The 16,796-nt window shown below is 64.9% G+C and carries 11 protein-coding genes; 3 read left to right on the plus strand and 8 right to left on the minus strand.

Translation table 11 applies throughout. The annotated features are described in order from the left end of the window. A partial coding sequence (locus tag EN738_RS15490) for a PAS domain S-box protein (protein WP_127284452.1) occupies window positions 1-3,498 on the plus strand: 3,498 nt, incomplete at its 5' end. 247 nt (window positions 3,499-3,745) lie between these two features. Here EN738_RS15490 and EN738_RS15495 read toward each other — a convergent pair. Beyond that, window positions 3,746-5,704: an acetoacetate--CoA ligase gene (locus EN738_RS15495; RefSeq protein WP_127284453.1), complete on the minus strand. Its 1,959-nt coding sequence runs from the start codon at window positions 5,702-5,704 to the stop codon at window positions 3,746-3,748. A gap of 263 nt (window positions 5,705-5,967) precedes the next feature. Between EN738_RS15495 and EN738_RS15500 the strand changes: the two genes are divergently transcribed. Next, a complete protein-coding gene (locus EN738_RS15500; RefSeq protein ID WP_127284454.1) occupies window positions 5,968-7,842 on the plus strand; it encodes an AsmA family protein in 1,875 nt (624 codons plus the stop codon). A gap of 24 nt (window positions 7,843-7,866) precedes the next feature. On the opposite strand, the gene EN738_RS15505 is transcribed toward EN738_RS15500, so the two are convergent. The 7 genes from EN738_RS15505 to EN738_RS15535 all read right to left on the minus strand — a co-directional run bounded on the left by EN738_RS15505 (window position 7,867) and on the right by EN738_RS15535 (window position 15,975). Further along, window positions 7,867-8,685 (minus strand): ABC transporter permease subunit, encoded by an 819-nt coding sequence (locus EN738_RS15505; protein WP_127284455.1) that lies wholly within the window; start codon window positions 8,683-8,685, stop codon window positions 7,867-7,869. Beyond that, window positions 8,682-9,653, minus strand: a complete 972-nt coding sequence (locus tag EN738_RS15510; protein WP_127284456.1) for an ABC transporter permease subunit — start codon at window positions 9,651-9,653, stop codon at window positions 8,682-8,684. Before EN738_RS15510 ends, EN738_RS15505 begins: the two co-directional genes overlap by 4 nt. Window positions 9,654-9,661: 8 nt before the next feature. After that, window positions 9,662-10,801, minus strand: coding sequence for an ABC transporter ATP-binding protein (locus tag EN738_RS15515; protein ID WP_127284457.1), 1,140 nt, complete (start codon window positions 10,799-10,801; stop codon window positions 9,662-9,664). 78 nt (window positions 10,802-10,879) lie between these two features. Beyond that, entirely contained in the window at window positions 10,880-11,977 is a 1,098-nt protein-coding gene (locus EN738_RS15520; protein WP_127284458.1) for a polyamine ABC transporter substrate-binding protein, read from the minus strand. A gap of 360 nt (window positions 11,978-12,337) precedes the next feature. Next, window positions 12,338-13,300, minus strand: a complete 963-nt coding sequence (locus EN738_RS15525; protein ID WP_127284459.1) for a DMT family transporter — start codon at window positions 13,298-13,300, stop codon at window positions 12,338-12,340. Window positions 13,301-13,473: 173 nt separating this feature from the next. Beyond that, window positions 13,474-14,376: a DUF2167 domain-containing protein gene (locus tag EN738_RS15530; protein ID WP_127284460.1), complete on the minus strand. Its 903-nt coding sequence runs from the start codon at window positions 14,374-14,376 to the stop codon at window positions 13,474-13,476. 153 nt (window positions 14,377-14,529) lie between these two features. Next, window positions 14,530-15,975, minus strand: a complete 1,446-nt coding sequence (locus EN738_RS15535) for a helix-turn-helix domain-containing protein (protein ID WP_127284461.1) — start codon at window positions 15,973-15,975, stop codon at window positions 14,530-14,532. A 247-nt stretch (window positions 15,976-16,222) separates the two neighbouring features. On the opposite strand from EN738_RS15535, the gene EN738_RS15540 reads away from it, so the two are divergent. Beyond that, on the plus strand, window positions 16,223-16,796 hold a 574-nt coding region (locus EN738_RS15540; protein WP_189605856.1), incomplete at its 3' end, for an isocitrate lyase/phosphoenolpyruvate mutase family protein.

The raw sequence follows: 16,796 nt of genomic DNA on the forward strand, positions 1-16,796 counted from the left end.
TTCCTGGCCAGCGCGGTGACGATGCCGGATGGCGAGAAGGCGATCATGCTGGCGCTGCCCGCGGCGCAGACCGGCTCGCGCGGCGCCGCAGAGATCGCCAGCCGCGCCATTGGCGGCTTCACCGAGGACGGCCATTTCATCGCTTTCATCGACGCCGCCGGCAAGGTGGAGGCCGCATCCGACGGCTTTGCGGCGCTCGGCATCCTGCCCGAGACGCTCGCAGCACTTGTCGCCGATGTGGCCGATGACAGCGACCGTATCGTCAAGCGCCTGGTTCCGGGCGGCGTCAACTCCTATCCTGCCGGCCTGGCACGGCTGACCGACACGCGCCACCTCCTGGTGGTCATTGACGAAGCGCAGCTCGACGACGAGTTGCCGGGTGAGCCGCAGACCGACGGTCCGGCAGCCGAAGCATTGCCGGTCGAAGTGCCTTCCGTCGCCCCTGAGGCAAGCCAGGAACCTGCGCCCGCGAAGCCGGATGCGACGGCCGCGCCCGACAAGGCTGCCGACCCGGCCGCACAACGCCCGAAAGCGGTGGCCGGCGACCGGCCAAAGGCCGGCGAAACGCAGCCGCAGCACGATCATTGGTATTTCAATGCCGGCGGCGACGAGGCACGGCATCGGGAGCCCGCATCCGGCAAGGCCGAGGCTTCAGCCGAAACGCCTAAACAGGATGGCGCCGCTGCCGCGCCAGCGGCGGAGCCGGCCGCCGATCGGACGATTGATCGTTCCGCGCCGCCGCTGCGCTTCGTCTGGCGCACCGACGCCGACGGCAAATTCAGCGCGCTGTCGCCCGAATTCGCCGACATCGTCGGCAAGCCGGCGGCCGACGTCATCGGACGCCGCTTCAAGGACGTCGCCACCACCTTCGGCCTCGATGCCACGGGCGAGATCGCCGGCCTGCTCGAACGCCGCGACACCTGGTCCGGCCGCTCGGTGCTATGGCCGGTCGCCGGCACCGATCTCAAGATACCGGTCGATCTGGCGGCGCTGCCGGTCTACGGCCGCAGCCGCGCCTTCGAGGGTTTTCGCGGCTTCGGCGTTGCCCGCGCCGGCGACGCGGTCGTCGATCCGGAAGCCATCGGCATGGCGCTTGTTCCCAATGGCAGGGCGCCGGCGGCGAGCGAGCCGACCGTAAAGGAACCCGTTGCGGAGGCGCCGAAGCCAGCCGACCCGTTCAAGGGCGAGGTGCCGGCGCTGACCATCGTGCCGAAGCCGGAGCGGCGTTTTGCAGACAAGGTGATCCGGCTGGCCGAGCACCGGCAACCGGACAACGACAAGGGTCTGTCGACGCTGGAGCGCAGCGCTTTCCGCGAGATCGGCGAGCGGCTGAAGAAGGACAGTTCCGGCCCATCCGAGCCACCGCCTGCCCCCCGGGAAGCGAACCCGCCCGCCGCAAGCTCGGTCGAGACCGCGCAGGCTGAGCAGCCTGTCGCGCATGAGGCTTCGGTTGATGCCGATGCGACAACGCCAGTCAATGCAGCCGACGAAACCCGGGACCAGGCGAACGCCGCGGATGACGAGCCGGTGAGCGCGGAAGCGCCGGCCGAATTGGCGGAACCGCCGGAAGATGACGCCGAGGACGAGAAGGATCTGGCGCGCCTCGACGGCGAGCCGGGCGAAGCCGCCGAAGAGCCTGCCGCCGGTCAGGTCACGCCGCCCCCCGTCTCGGGCTCGCTGCTCGACTATGCCGGCCGCGAAGACCAGACCGACCAGCTTGCCGGTGGCGCCCCGGCTGTCGAGCCTGAAGCGGCCAGGGCCGCCGAAGCTCCGCCGGCTTCGGCGCCGCAAGATGCCGACGACAGCATGACAGCAGACGACTTCCGCGACGCGCAAGACAGCGAGGAATGGGCGCGATCCGACGAGGATGCCACCGCCCACGTCGATGCCGATGCGAAGACGCCGGCGATCGAGCGGCCGCGCCTCCTTGCTCCGCCGCTCAAGCTCGACGGCTTCGTGCCGTCGGCTTTCTCGACCGGCGAGGAGACCAGGGCGCCGGATACGTCCATCCTCGACAAGCTGCCGGTGCCGCTCATCATCCACTCCGGCGACGCGCTTCACTATGCCAATGACGAGTTCCTGCATCTGACCGGCTATGACACGCTCGACGAGCTGACCGACGCCGGCGGGCTCGGCGCCCTGTTTGCCGATCCCTATGCGCAGTCCGAGGACGGCACCGCAGACGAAAGCGATCGCGCCCTCAGGCTGAAGACGCGCGACGGGCAGGAATTCCCGATCGATGCCATCCTGCGCGCGGTGCCGTGGCGCGCCGGCAAGGCGCTGATGCTAGTGGTGCGCCGCTCCGGCGAAGAGGACGCAGCACCCGCGCATTTCAGTGCCGCCAATGACGAGCCCACCCAGCAGCCGGACGTTTCGGAGCTGAAGAGCCGCATCGCCGAAATGCGCACCATCATCGACACCGCCACCGACGGCGTGGTGCTGATCGGCCGCGACGGCAACATCCGTTCGATCAGCCGCCCGGCGGAGGCGCTGTTCGGCTTCGACAGCGACGAGGTCGCCGGCAAGCCTTTCGCCTCGCTGTTCGCCATCGAGAGCCAGCGCGCGGCGCGCGATTATCTCAGCGGGCTTTCCGAACCCGGCGTGGCGAGCGTGCTGAATGACGGCCGCGAGGTGATCGGGCGGGAGTCGCAGGGACGCTTCATTCCGCTGTTCATGACCATCGGCCGGCTGCCCAGCGACAGCGGCTTCTGCGCCGTCGTGCGCGACATCACGCAATGGAAGCGGGCCGAAGAGGACTTGACCCAGGCGCGCGCCGTGGCCGAGCGCGCCTCCTCGCAAAAGACGGATTTCCTGGCCCGTATCAGCCACGAGATCCGCACGCCGCTGAATGCCATCATCGGCTTTTCGGAGCTGATGGTGGACGAGAAATTCGGCCCCGTCGCCAATGACCGCTATCGCGACTACCTGCGCGACATCAACCGCTCGGGCAATCATGTGCTCGACCTGGTCAACGACCTGCTCGACATCTCGAAGATCGAGGCCGGCCAGCAAGAGATGGACTACGAGGCGGTGTCGCTCAACGACACGCTGGCCGAGACGGTGGCGATGATGCAGCCGCAGGCCAACCGCGAGCGCGTCATCATCCGCTCCAGCTTTGCGTCGCGGCTGCCGGAAGTGGTGGCCGACCTCAGGAGCGTGCGCCAGATCGCCCTCAACATCCTGTCGAACGCCATCCGCTACACGCAGGCCGGCGGCCAGGTGATCGTGTCCACCGCCTACGAGACCTCCGGCGACGTCGTCATGCGGGTGCGCGACACCGGCATCGGCATGAGCCAGGCCGAGATCGAGCAGGCGCTGAAACCGTTCAAGCAGATCAATGCGCTGAAGCGCGGACGCGGCGACGGCACCGGCCTTGGGCTGCCGCTGACCAAGGCGATGGTGGAAGCGAACCGCGCGCGGTTCAGCATCACCTCGACACCCGGCGAAGGCACGCTGGTGGAAGTCGCCTTCCCCTCGACCCGGGTGCTGGCCGAATAACGCGCTGCCGGAAAAGAAAAGGCGTCCACCGGACGCCTTAAGGATGGGATTGCTGTCACAACGGGGGCTTGAGCGAATCTGAACCTCAGGGGACGAGGAACGGGATTTCTCCCTCAAGTTACATGCGACTATCGGCGCCGGCCCTTAACAAATCCTTACCCGCCGGGCGGAAAATTTACGAATGTGTACCACTCATGAAATCTAGGTAAATTCGGCCGACATATTTTGTTTACCATTGCGGAGATGGTTAGTCGGCAAGCTGCGGCAGATTGCGGAACAGTTCCAGCGCCTCCGGATTGGCAAGCGCCTCCTTGTTCTTGATGGCGCGGCCATGCACCACGTCGCGCACCGCAAGCTCGGTAATCTTGCCAGATTTGGTGCGCGGAATGTCGGTGACGGCGACGATCCTGGCCGGCACATGGCGCGGGCTTGCGCCAGTGCGGATCTTGGCGCGGATGCGCTTTTCCAGATCCTCATCGAGCTTCACGCCGGCGGCCAGCCGCACGAACAGCACGACGCGCACGTCATTGTCGAAATCCTGGCCGATGCACAGCGCCTCGAGGATCTCCGGCATCTGCTCGACCTGATTGTAGATCTCGGCCGTGCCGATCCTGACTCCGCCCGGATTGAGCGTCGCGTCGGAGCGGCCATGGATGATCATGCCGCCATGCGCCGTCCATTCGGCGAAATCGCCATGGCACCAGACATTGTCGAAGCGCTCGAAATAGGCGGCCCGGTACTTCTTGTCCTCGGGGTCGTTCCAGAAGCCGATCGGCATTGCCGGAAAGGCTTTGGCGCAGACCAGTTCGCCCTTTTCCTGCCTGACCGGCCTGCCGTCGTCGTTCCAGACATCGACGGCAAGGCCGAGGCCGGCTCCCTGGATCTCGCCGGTCCATACCGGCTCGATCGGCACGCCGAGCACGAAGCAGGAGACGATGTCGGTGCCGCCGGAGATCGAGGCCAGATGCACGTCCTTCTTGATGCCGTCATAGACGAAGCGGAAATCCTCCGGCGACAGCGGCGAGCCGGTCGACGAGATGGTGCGCACCGTCGAAAGATCATGCGTTTTGATCGGCTCGAGACCGGCCTTGCGCACCGAATCGATGAATTTCGCCGAGGTGCCGAAATAGGTCATCTTCTCGGCGTCGGCGAAATCGAACAGCGCATTGCCATCCGGGTAGAAGGGCGAACCGTCGTAGAGCAGCAAGGTCGCGCCCGAGGCGAGGCCGGAGACCAGCCAGTTCCACATCATCCAGCCGCAGGTGGTGAAGTAGAAGAAGCGGTCGCCGTCGAGCAGACCCGCATGAAGCCGCTCTTCCTTGACATGCTGGATCAGCGTGCCGCCGGCCGAATGGACGATGCATTTCGGAATGCCGGTGGTTCCGGAGGAAAACAGGATGTAGAGCGGGTGCGAGAACGGCAGTCCTTCGAACGCCACGGGCTTGACGGCGAAGGAAGACAAGGCCGCCTCCAGGGCATCGGCCTTGTCGATGGTCGCGGCGACGTCGGTCGAGGTGCCGAGATAATCGACGATCAGCACCTTGCGCACGGTCGCAAGCTTGGCCGCCACCGCCTTGACCTTGTCGGCGACCTCGATCGCCTTGCCATTGTACCAGTAGCCGTCGGGCGCGATGAAGACCACCGGCTCGATCTGGCCGAAACGGTCGAGAACGCCCTGCTCGCCGAAATCCGGGGAGCAGGACGACCACACGGCGCCGATCGAGGCGGCGGCGAGCATGGCGGCGACGGTCTCCGGCATGTTGGGCATCATCGCGGCGATGCGGTCGCCCTTCTTCACCTTCAGCGACAGGAAGAGCTGCTGCAGGCGCGACGTCAGCGCATTGAGTTCGTTCCAGGACAGCCGCCGCTCCACCTTGTCCTCGCCGCGAAAGACGATCGCATCGCCGGAGCCGGTTTTCTTCAGCAGGTTCTCGGCGAAGTTCAGCCTGGCGTCGGGAAAGAACGCGGCGCCCGGCATCCTGTCGCCGTCGACCAGCACGCGTTCTCCCTTGTCGCCGACGATGCCGCAGAAATCCCAGACAAGGTCCCAGAACGCCTCGCGATCGTCGATCGACCAGCGGTGAAGCTCGGCATAGGAGGAAAATGCGGTGCCCGTTTTCGCCGCCGCGGCCTTCATGAAGGCGGTCATGGGTGCCGCGTCGATCCGGTCTTGCGTCGGCGTCCACAAGGGGGTGTCGGCGGCCATGGTCGTTCCTCCCAAGAACGCGTCGCGTTTGCGGCAGTTAAGCCCAATGTCGCGACCGTCGTTGTCCCAAAACCGGCGCATAATTTCGGCGACGGTCGGTGGCACGCTTATGCATACCGCAGCGCAGCAGAGCAAGATTTTGTTCGGCCAGCACCTCCAGAGTGTGCGCAAATGCCATCGCCGGGCCATAAAGACTTGAAATGCGTCGGCGCTGGGTTACACCCGTCGGGCGATTTGTCGGCAATGGAAGCATATAGGGCGATATGCCATCATCTTTGATCCGGCGCGGAGTATGGGCGGTCGGCGTTGCCGTGCTCGTCATCGCGCTGGTCGTCGCCGCGCTGCCGCTGATAGCCTCGACCCGCATCGTGCGCGACCGCATCGCCTGGGAGATGAGCGCCTGGAGCGGTTTCAGGGTCACCATCGACGGCTCGCCGCGCATCGAGGTGTGGCCGACCTTCCGCGCCATCCTGACCGACGTGACGCTTTCGCAATGGACCGAGACCGACGCGCCGCCGGTGATCGAGGCCGAACGGGTCGAGGTCGATCTTTCGGCCATGGCGGCCTTGCAAGGTGACGTTGTGTTCTCGACGGCCAGGCTGGTGCGGCCGACGATCAGGGTCCAGCGCACCGCCAAGGGCCTCTTCCTGCCCGCCATCCCGACCGGCGGCCGCATCACGCGCTCGATCGACACAGCGCGAGGCCTCGTTACCGCCAACCCGCAGAAACCCGATCTAGGTAAATTGCCCTCCGACCCGTTCGGCACCGTCGAATTCCGCGACGGCCGCGTGGTGGCCTCGATCGGCGGCAAGGAGCAGGAGATTCTCAGCAGCCTGTCCGGCCAGGCGAACTGGGCGGCGATGAACAGCAATGCGACACTGACGGCGACGGGGATCTGGCGCGGCGAAAGCGTCGCCGTCGACTTCGCATCGGCCAAGCCGCTGGTGTTTTTCGCCGGGGGCGCAGCGCCGATCACACTGTCCTTCAAGGCTGCGCCAGCAAGCTTCTCCTTCGACGGCATCGCTTCGATGTCGGACAACGCCTATTTCGACGGCCAGGCAAAGTTCGCGGCGCCCTCGCTGCGGCGCGTGCTGGAGTGGTCGCAGGCCGGCATCGCGCCCGGCGCGGCGATCGGCGCGGTCTCGGTGGCGAGCAAGGTGACGGCGGCGGCCGGCCGGGTGAAGTTCGAAAACACCACGGTGGCGCTCGACAACAATCCGGGAATGGGGGCGCTGGACTTCTCCTTCAGCGAAGCGCTCCCGGTCATCTCCGGCACGCTCGCCTTCGACACGCTCGACCTCAGATCGTTCCTCTCCGCCTTCACCCCGATCACGCCGACCGGTGAAGCCGGCCCCGGCGAGATCGACACCAGTTTCGCCGACAAGATCAATCTCGACCTCCGCCTGTCGGCGGCGCACGCCACCGCCGGACCGGTCCAGCTTGCCGACGTTGCCGCCACGGCGCAGGTCAAGAACGGGCTCGCCGTCTTCGACATTTCCGACGCCTCCGCCTTCGGCGGCAACATCCAGAGCAGCCTGCGCTTCGACCGCAAGCCCGAGGGCACGCAAGTGGAGATCCGGCTTCTGGCTTCCGACGTCGATGGCGGCGCGTTCGCCACCGCGGCGGGAATGACACGATTGGTGCCTGTCGGGACGGCAACCGTTTCGGTCATCCTGAAGGGGCCGGGCAGATCCTGGAATTCCATCTTCGAAAATGCCGACGGATCGGTCTCAGCGACCGTCGGACCGGGCGCCCTCACCAGGCTCAACCTGCCGGCCTTCCTCAAACATACCGAGCAGGGCGGTTTCTTCGCGCTTGACGACGTTGCCGACGGCACGCTGCCGATCGATGGCGCCGAGATCAAGGCCAGCATCTCCAAGGGCGTGGCGCGGCTCGACAAGGCCGAAGCCAATTCGGCGAAATCCAAGATCTGGCTGTCCGGCATCGCCTCCTATGCCGGACGCGGGCTGGCGCTGTCGGGCGGTGTCACCCCGAGCGGACAGCCGGCGCAGCAGCAGCCTAGCGGCCAGCCGACTAGTCAGCCTCCCCAGGCTCCCAACCAGTCGCTGTTCTTCGTCGGCGGCACCTGGAGCACGCCATTCATCTCGCCGATCAGCCGCGGCGTTTCCGGCGAGTAAGTTCGCGCCTGACCCCTGATGCCCCTACCCGCGCTGCGCAGCTTGCTCGTCGCGCTGGCGCTGGACCTCGCGCCGCTTGTTGGCAACCGAGGCGATGATGACGCCGACGGCGACGACCGCGATCAGTATGGTGCAGGCGGCGTTGATTTCGGGCGTCACGCCGAGACGGACCTGGCTGTAAATCTTCATCGGCAGCGTGGTGGCGCCCGGCCCTGAGGTGAAGGAGGCAATGACCAGATCGTCGAGCGACAGCGTGAAGGCCAGCATCCAGCCGGAGATGATCGCCGGCAGGATGACCGGCAGTGTGATGTGGAAGAATGTCTTCACCGGCGGCGCGCCGAGATCCATCGCCGCCTCTTCAAGCGACCGGTCGAAGGAAACCAGGCGCGACTGCACGACAACCGCCACGAAGCACATGGTGAAGGTGATGTGGGCGAGCGTCACGGTGAGGAAGCCGCGGTCGAGGCCGACGGCGACGAAGAGCAGGAGCAGCGACAGGCCGGTGATAACTTCCGGCATGACCAGCGGCGCAAAGACCATGCCGGAAAACAGGATGCGCCCCCTGAAGCGCGTGTAGCGCGTCAAGGTGATGGCCGCCAGCGTGCCAAGCACGGTGGCCACGGTGGCCGAGATGACGCCGACGCGCGCCGTTACCCATGTGGCGTCCATCAGGCCCTGATTGTGGAACAGCGATACGTACCATTTGGTCGAGAAGCCGCCCCAGACGGTGACCAGCTTCGATTCGTTGAAGGAAAAGACGATGAGCAGCACGATCGGCAGATAGAGGAAGGCAAAGCCGAGCACGACCGAGGTGATGTTGAAGCGGCTCCAGGTGGCGTTCATCTGCCCTGCTCCTGCGCGCGCGCCTGGGCCTGCTGGAACAGCATGATCGGCACGATCAGCAGCAGCAGCAGGATGACGGCGACGGCCGACGAAACCGGCCAGTCGCGATTGGCAAAGAACTCGTTCCACAAGGTCTTGCCGATCATCAGAGTCTGCGAACCGCCAAGCAGGTCGGGAATGACGAACTCGCCGACCGCCGGGATGAAGACCAGCAGGCAACCGGCGATGACGCCCGGCAGCGACAGCGGGAAGGTGATTTTCCAGAAGGCGCTGGTCGGCGGGCAGCCGAGGTCCTTGGCGGCCTCGATCAGCGAATAGTCCATCTTCTCCAGCGACGAATAGAGCGGCAGCACCATGAACGGCAGGTAGGAATAGACGATGCCGATGAAGATCGCCGTGTAGGTGTTGAGGATGATCAACGGCTGGCTAATGACGCCGGTGGCGAGCAGTAGCTGATTGAGCAAGCCCTCCGGCTTGAGGATGCCGATCCAGGCGTAGACGCGGATCAGGAACGAGGTCCAGAACGGCAGGATCACCAGCATCAGCAAGGTCGGCCGGATCGTTGCCGGCGCGCGCGCCATGCCGTAGGCGATCGGATAGCCGACGATCAGCGTCAGCACCGTCGAGATCGCGGCGATGATCAGGCTGGTCACATAGGCGTTGAAGTAGAGCGCGTCCTCGGTCAGCCAGGTGTAGTTGTCGACGCCGAGCTGCTTCAGCTGGCCGAAGAAGCCGGAAATGCCGCCGCTGAAATCGAGCACCGGCGTGTAGGGCGGCATCGCAATCGCCGTCGTCGATAGCGAGATCTTGAAGACGATGACGAACGGGATGAGGAAGAAAAACAGCAGCCAGAGATAGGGGACGATGATGACCAGGCGGTTGACGAAGGCCGAACCCAGTCTGGCCAGCGGGGATTTGGCGGCATCGGCTGCCGGCGAGGTTGTTACGGCGGTGGCGGCGCTCGACATGATCGCCTCTATCGTGCCAGCACGACGCCGGCGTCGGGCCGGAAGGTGACCCAGGCGCGATCGTTCCAGGTCAGCGGATCCTCGCTGACGCGCGAGGCGTTCATGGCGCTCGCGCGCACCATCTGTCCGTCGTCGAGCCGGATGTGATAGACGGTCATGTCGCCGAGATAGGCGACGTCATAGACCTCGCCTTCAAGCGCGTTGACCGCATCGGCCGGCTTCTTCGACGAAACCTTGATCTTCTCCGGCCTGATGGCGAAGACGATGTCGGCGCCGGCGGCGGTATTGCCGCCATTCTCGACGACGATCTGGGCTCCGGTCGCCCCGGTGATGCGCGTCGTGTTCGCCGCCCGCTCGGCGACCTTGCCTTCGAACATGTTCACGTTGCCGACGAAATGCGCCACGAAGCGGGAGGTGGGGGCCTCATAGACTTCCGCCGGCGTCGCGACCTGCATCACCTCGCCCTTGTCCATGATGGCGATGCGGTCGGCCATGGTCATCGCCTCTTCCTGGTCGTGGGTGACGACGACGAAGGTGAGGCCGAGCTCCTGCTGCAGGTCCATCAGTTCGAATTGCGTTTCCTCGCGCAGCTTCTTGTCCAGCGCGCCAAGCGGCTCGTCCAGCAGCAGAACCTTGGGGCGCTTGGCGACCGAGCGGGCGAGCGCGACACGCTGGCGCTGGCCACCCGACAATTGGTGCGGCTTGCGCTTGGCGAACTGCTCGAGCTTGACCAGCTTCAGCATCTCGGCGACGCGCTTTTCGATGTCGGACTTGGGCATACCTTCCTGCTTGAGGCCGAAGGCGATGTTGTTCTCGACCGTCATGTGCGGGAACAGCGCATAGGACTGGAACATCATGTTGACCGGCCGCCGATAGGGCGGGATGCCGCGCAGGTCCTGGCCATCGAGCAGGATGCGCCCGGCGGTCGGCTCCTCGAAACCGGCAAGCATCCTCAAGAGCGTCGACTTTCCGCAGCCGGAGGCGCCGAGCAGCGCGAAGAACTCGCGCTCGAAGATGGTGAGCGACAGGTTGTTGACGGCGGTGAAGTCACCGAACTTCTTGGTGACATTGTCGAACTGGATGTATGGCTTGGCGTTCGGGTCGTTCCATGGCGCGAAGTCCCTGCGGATGCTGCCAAGCGATTTCATGTTCCCCACTCCGTCCTTTTGTCTTGCCCCCAAAGAGCACGACCCCGGCGCCCTGCCGCCGGGGTCGCGCCGATTTGCCTACTGGCCGGTCACGATCTTGGTCCAGGTGCGCGTGATGACGCGCTGGGTCTTCGGATCGTAGGGCTGGACGGTGTAGAGCTTCTCCTGGGTCGCCGCGTCAGGATAGACCGCCGGGTCGTCCAGAAGCGCCTTGTCGACGAACTGCTGCGAGGCCTTGTTGCCGTTGGCATAGAGCACCGCATTCGACGACTTCGCGATCACCTCCGGGGTCATCATGTAGTTGAGAAACTCATGCGCTTCGGCGACATGCGGCGCGTCGGCGGGGATCGCCATCTGATCGAACCACATCTGGGCGCCTTCCTTCGGCACCGAGTAGCCGATCTCGACGCCCTGCTTGGCCTCGACGGCGCGGTTGCGCGCCTGGAAGACGTCGCCCGACCAGCCGACAGCCAGGCAGATGTCGCCATTGGCGAGCGCATTGATGTACTCCGACGAATGGAACTTGCGGATATAGGGCCGCACCTTCAGCAACGCTTCCTCGGCCTTGGCGATCTCGTCGGGAGAGGTGCTGTTGGGGTCGAGGCCGAGATATTTCAGCGCGGCCGGGATGATGTCGGCCGGCGAATCCAGCACATAGACGCCGCAATCCTTCAGCTTGGCCAGATTGTCCGGATTGAAGAACACGTCCCAGCTGTCGACCTTGTCGGTGCCAAGCGCTGCCTGCACCTTCTTGATGTTGTAGCCGAGGCCCACCGTGCCCCACATGTAGTTGATGGAGTACTCGTTGCCGGGGTCGTATTTGGCGGTTCTTTCCGAAACCGTGTCCCACATGTTGGAGAGGTTCGGCAGTTTCGATTTGTCGAGCTTCTGGAAAACGCCGGCCTGGATCTGGCGGGCAAGGAAATTGCCGCTCGGCACGACGACGTCATAGCCGCTGCCGCCAGCCAGCAGCTTGGTTTCCAGGATTTCGTTGGAATCGAAGGTGTCATAGACGACCTTGATGCCGGTCTTCTTGGTGAAGTCTTCGATGATCGTCGGGTCGATATAATCGGACCAGTTGAAGACGTTGACGACGCGGTCCTCGGCGTGACCGGCAGGCGTCAAAAGCGCCAGAAATGCCGATGTCGCCGAAAGCCAGAGCGCTTTGCGGATCATGTTGTTCTCCTTTGGTGAGTGTTCCGTCGCCAATCCGTCGCGGTGTCCGCGCGGCTGGGCTTTTGCTTCAGATTATTGAGCTTTCCGGGGAGCGACAAGCGCGAACAGCCGGCATAGGGGCGGTGCGATGCGGAGCCGGAAAAAGCTTTGGGCCGTTGCCGTGGCCTGGGGGGTGTGCCGACGTCGTCAGAGGCTTTCGCCATGGCGCGGGCAGGGATACGACGATGTGGTCCGGTCCCGATCGGACCGGCATTGAGACTTGGCAAGATACGCCTGTCTTGTTGTTGCCGTGCCCTTAGCCTGCCCGCCCGGCAGCGACGTTGTCAATGGCTCATCGCGCGCTTTGGCGCCTGCGCTTCATCAATTCGGAGACGGCACGCCGGTGACGCCCGGCCGCTCGGGCCGCGCCTGGCGCTTGAACTCGAGAGCGATGTGGACGAGGAGCGCGGCGACGACGACCGCGCCGCCGACAATCGTGCGCGCCGATGGCACCTCGGAATGCACGAGCCAGACCCAGATCGGGCCGAGGATCGGCTCGAACGTGCCAAGCAGTGCCGCCATCGCTGCCGGAACGAGACGGGCGCCGGTGGCGAAGAAGGCAAGGCCGACGCCAAGATTGAGGACGCCGAACGCAAACAGGAAAGCCATGTCGCGGCTGGACACGGCGAACTGCGACGCCTGGGATGCGGCAAAGGCGCAGGCGAGCAGCGCGGCGAGGCAGTTGGCCGGCGTCATGCGCACATGGGCGAAGCGCCGGGTGATCACGGTGGCGATCGAGAACATGCAGGCGATCAGCAGCGCCAGGCCATCGCCGATGGGAGACACCGCGCCATCGAGCGATTCCGAGACCATGATGGCGACGCCGGTGATGACGGCGGCGATCGCCACCCAGGTCGCCGTCGCCACCCGCTCGCGAAACACCACCCAGGCAAGCAGTGCCGCCAGCAGCGGCACGCCGGCCTGCATCAAGAGGATGTTGGCGACCGTGGTGTAGGAAAGCGCCACGATGAACGAGGTCGACGCGGTGGCGAAGCAGACCGCGACGGCAAGGCCCGGCAGGCCCATGTCGCGAAACAATCTCAGCGTGCCCCGCCAGCCGTCGCGCCAGGCCATGAAGCAGAGCAGAAACGCCACCGCCCAGAGCGAACGCCAGAACACGATCGTCCAGTTGTCGGTGACGTCGATGAAACGGGCGATGGTGCCGCCAAAGCTCCACATCAGCGCCGACAGGAACACCAGCAGCATGCCGACGCGCTCCTCGCCGGGCGAGATGGCCGGGCGCGGCGGGACGGCTGGCGAAGCTGGCGATGCGGCGTCGGTCATGGTTGCGGCTGTCGGCGATTTCAGGGCGGCACGATGCGCGATGGGCGGCAGGAACGCGCCGCATTGGCGTAACGCACCGACGGCCGCGAGGCGTGATCCAGCCTCGCATTCCGTTTGGCGCACTGACGACCAGCAACTCGGCCATTCGGTCGGCAGAGACCGGTCATCGCACTTTAGGAGGAGGCGTCTCGGTTGCGCCGAATGAGCCGCCAAAGGCCCGCCAGCGGAACCAGCAGGATCACGCCGAACTTCTTCAGCGCGATCAGCGCCACCGCCAGCAGGCCGGCCTTGGCCGCCAGCTTGCCGGCAATGAGGCCACCGATGCCGACGGCGGCGACGGTGTCGAAGCCTGGCTTGAAATCGACATACTTCTTGCCGGGGCTGAAGGCGGCGATGCCGAGCACCTCGTCCAGGCTTTGCCTGATCTCCGGCAGTTGATCGACCGTGGCGATGTAGCTCATCACGAACACGCCCTCCCGGCCGAGAAAGCGCACATCGTAGTTCAGCGTGTGGACGGCATCGGTTCCGAACTGCAGCTCCTTGGCCCAGTGCAGGCGCTTGTTGACGGCATCGTAGACCGGCGGCGAGGCCCAGCCGATCAAGGTGACGGGCTGAAATCCATCCTTCACCCTTTGATCGTTGCTCGACCGAGTGTCTTCCTGCATGCCGCGCAGCAATTCAGCATAGTCGATGGACGCCGCGTCGCTGTCATCGACATAGCCGATCTTTTCCCAGCGCAGTTCTATGCCCCAATTGTTCTCGGAGATGGGGTCGTGGTTTGCCGGGAAAATCATGCCGACGGAGCCGGTGCCGACATCTGGCGGATTGCCCCAGGCCTCGGTCAGGACAGAGGCGGAATCCTTCTTGTCCAGGAAGTAGAACTTGCCCTTGAGATCGAGGTGCACGCCTTCGGCGAGATCTATCGGCCCGGTCCTGGGCTCGATCTTGTCGAGGAATGCCTTTCCGGCATCGTTGTATTGTTGGTACGATTTGAAGAATTCCGAGGATTTCTCCGCAAATGCGGATGAGGCTGAAAGGGCAAGCGTCAGCCCAAGCCAAAAAACTGTCCTGTTCATTCGCCGACCCCCCAGCCTTGCGCAATTCTTTTTTGATATCGCGACGCCAATGCTTAATCAATATTGCCGACGGCAATATTGCGGGGGGGGAAACCGCAAGGGCTTGCTGTTGCAACGGAGGACGAGTCTCCGGGCCGACCGGCACAGTCGACGTCACTGGAAATCGAAAGCGCTCAGGCCGGTCACCATCTCGTCGAGGCCGAGCGGCCGCGTCACCGGCGGCTCGGCGCGCGCCAGGCAACCTATGCGTTCGCAGAGCCGGCAGGCGGGTCCCACCGGCGTGGCAACGGCGACGCCCTGCCCCGACTTGCCGCCCGCCGTCCCCGGAAGGGCTCCGCCATAGACGATCTCGTCACGAAAGCCGATATCGCAGCCGATGAGCAGCGCCGTGCGGCGCGGCCGCTCCGAGAAGGCGCCCTGTGGACCTTCCAGCGTGCGGGCAATGCAGAGGAATTCGGCGCCGTCCGGCATTTCCACCGCTTCCACCAGGATCTGCCCGGGCTGGGTGAAGGCGGCATGGACGGCGAGCTTCGGGCAGCCGCCGCCGAAGCGGCTCTGCGGAAAGCCCTGGCTGCCGGCCTTGCGGAAGCGGTTGCCGGCATTGTCGACCTCCAGCATGAAGAACGGCACGCCCGCCGATCCCGGCCGCTGCAGCATGGTCAGGCGGTTGGCCGCCTGCTCGAAGGACACGCCGAAGCGCGAACGCAGCACGTCGATGTCGTAGCGGGAGCGCAGCGCGGCCGCGTGAAACGCCTGATAGGGCATCATCAGCGCGTGGGCGGCGTAACGGCCAAGCTCGAAGCGCGCCAGCCGGCGGGCCTCGTCAGTCGCCAGCTTCAGTGCCTGGATCTCGCCGGCGACCGCGACCGTCATGCGGATCAGCGAGGCTTCCATCGCCACCTCGCGCAACTGGTCGAAAGGCGACAGCCGTTCCGACAGGAACAGGCGCTGCGAATGGCGGTCGTAGCGGCGGCGCCAGTTCGGCATGGTGGCGACCGGCAGCACCTTGACGACGATGCCATATTCGCGCTTCAGCCAGGTCTTCAGCGCGCCGAACAGGTCGTCGCCAGGATCGAGCAGCGCCGTGAAGGCCTCGGCCTCCTCCTCCAGGGCGGTGAAATGGTTCGGCCGGCGCTCGAAGATTTCGTGCACCTCGTCGACCGGCAGGCGGGCGCCGGACAGGGCGGTGGCGCGGCCTTCGCGCGCCAGAAGCTCGTTGAGGTCGGAAAGCCGCTCCGCCTGTTCGCGATAGGCGCGAAACAGCTTCACCATCGCGGCGGAAGCATTGGGAGCGGCCTCGGCGAGCTCGATCAGCTCCTGGTCGCCCGGCAGTTCGCCCGACAGCAGCGGATCGCCGAACACTTCCCTGAGCGCCGATATCGAACCCTTCGCCTCGCCCTGCAATTCATGCGGATCGATCTTGTAGACCGATGCCAGCTTGAGGATCAGCTGCACCGTCAGCGGCCGCTGGTTGCGCTCGATGAGGTTGAGATAGGACGGCGAGATACCGAGCCCTTCGGCCATCGCCGTCTGGGTCAGGCCCTTGGCGTTGCGGATGCGGCGGATGCGCGGCCCGGCAAAAATCTTCTGGTCAGCCACCCCATCTATCCTTGACAGGAATTTACACGATTTGGCCGCAAGTGCCTTCTCGGCCCTTTTACAATCGTGACAAATTTACAAGGCTCACCAGTCAAACGCAACACTGATTTTCCCTTATTTTCCGGCCGATGTTGCGGTTTTCCTCGCGCTTTTCGCAGTGCGATGTAAATGATGTCACACATCGACGGCGCACAGCTCCCATGGGCGACGTTTCCAAAAACCGGCATCGAATGAACTGGAGTATGCAATGACCGATTTTTACAACCTTGTCCCATCCGCGTCCGAAGGCCGCTTCGACGGCATCGAGCGGCCCTATTCGCCGGAGGATGTGAAGCGGTTGCGCGGCTCGGTCCAGATCCGCCAGAGCCTGGCCGAGATGGGAGCCAACCGGCTGTGGAAGCTCATCCACGAGGAGGACTTCGTCAACGCGCTCGGCGCGATGTCCGGCAACCAGGCCATGCAGCAGGTCAGAGCCGGGCTGAAGGCGATCTACCTGTCGGGCTGGCAGGTCGCGGCCGACGCCAACACCGCGTCCGCCATGTATCCCGACCAGTCGCTCTACCCGGCCAACGCGGCGCCGGAACTGGTCAAGCGCATCAACCGCACGCTGCAGCGCGCCGACCAGATCGAGACCTCCGAAGGCAAGGGACTTTCGGTCGAGACCTGGTTCGCGCCGATCGTCGCCGACGCCGAGGCTGGCTTCGGCGGGCCGCTCAATGCCTTCGAAATCATGAAGGCATTCATCGAGGCGGGCGCCGCCGGCGTCCACTACGAGGACCAGCTGGCGTCGGAGAAGAAGTGCGGCCATCTCGGCGGCAAGG

The sequence above is a fragment of the Mesorhizobium sp. M4B.F.Ca.ET.017.02.2.1 genome, from assembly GCF_003998955.1.
Classification (GTDB): Bacteria; Pseudomonadota; Alphaproteobacteria; order Rhizobiales; family Rhizobiaceae; genus Mesorhizobium; species Mesorhizobium abyssinicae.

Bases quoted from the DNA above. Each gene is read 5' to 3' on its own strand.
- EN738_RS15495 (WP_127284453.1), bottom strand. From the start codon at position 5,704: ATGGCCGCCGACACCCCCTTGTGGACGCCGACGCAAGACCGGATCGAC.
- EN738_RS15510 (WP_127284456.1), bottom strand. From the start codon at position 9,653: ATGTCGAGCGCCGCCACCGCCGTAACAACCTCGCCGGCAGCCGATGCC.
- EN738_RS15525 (WP_127284459.1), bottom strand. From the start codon at position 13,300: ATGACCGACGCCGCATCGCCAGCTTCGCCAGCCGTCCCGCCGCGCCCG.
- EN738_RS15500 (WP_127284454.1), top strand. From the start codon at position 5,968: ATGCCATCATCTTTGATCCGGCGCGGAGTATGGGCGGTCGGCGTTGCC.
- EN738_RS15505 (WP_127284455.1), bottom strand. From the start codon at position 8,685: ATGAACGCCACCTGGAGCCGCTTCAACATCACCTCGGTCGTGCTCGGC.
- EN738_RS15515 (WP_127284457.1), bottom strand. From the start codon at position 10,801: ATGAAATCGCTTGGCAGCATCCGCAGGGACTTCGCGCCATGGAACGAC.
- EN738_RS15520 (WP_127284458.1), bottom strand. From the start codon at position 11,977: ATGATCCGCAAAGCGCTCTGGCTTTCGGCGACATCGGCATTTCTGGCG.
- EN738_RS15530 (WP_127284460.1), bottom strand. From the start codon at position 14,376: ATGAACAGGACAGTTTTTTGGCTTGGGCTGACGCTTGCCCTTTCAGCC.